This window comes from Pseudoalteromonas sp. GW168-MNA-CIBAN-0100 (assembly GCF_040309225.1).
Lineage (GTDB): Bacteria > Pseudomonadota > Gammaproteobacteria > Enterobacterales > Alteromonadaceae > Pseudoalteromonas > Pseudoalteromonas arctica.
In genome coordinates, this window is the sequence record NZ_JBEOOL010000518.1 from 1 (window position 1) to 276 (window position 276).

The following is a 276-nucleotide window of genomic DNA, read 5'->3' on the forward strand; positions in this document are numbered from 1 at the left end:
CAATTTAAGCAATGGTTATTACTGCTACTTGGGCCAAGCATAATGCTATTGACCTGTTTACTCGATCCTCCTACGGGCATGTCCAGTGCAGCGTTTAAAACTGCTGGGTTAGCATTTTGGATGGCGTCGTGGTGGGTAAGCGAAGTAGTGCCTATTCCGGCGACTGCTTTATTGCCACTTCTTATATCGCCACTGGCTGGTATAGCAGGTATGAAAAGTGTAGCCGCGCCTTATGCTCATCCATTAATATTTTTATTTTTAGGTGGGTTTTTAATT

General features: G+C 43.8%; 1 pseudogene. It reads left to right on the forward strand.

Features of this window, described 5'->3' with window-relative positions:
- Positions 1 to 276 (forward strand): annotated as a pseudogene (locus tag AAEY62_RS22245) (anion transporter); the annotation flags it as partial.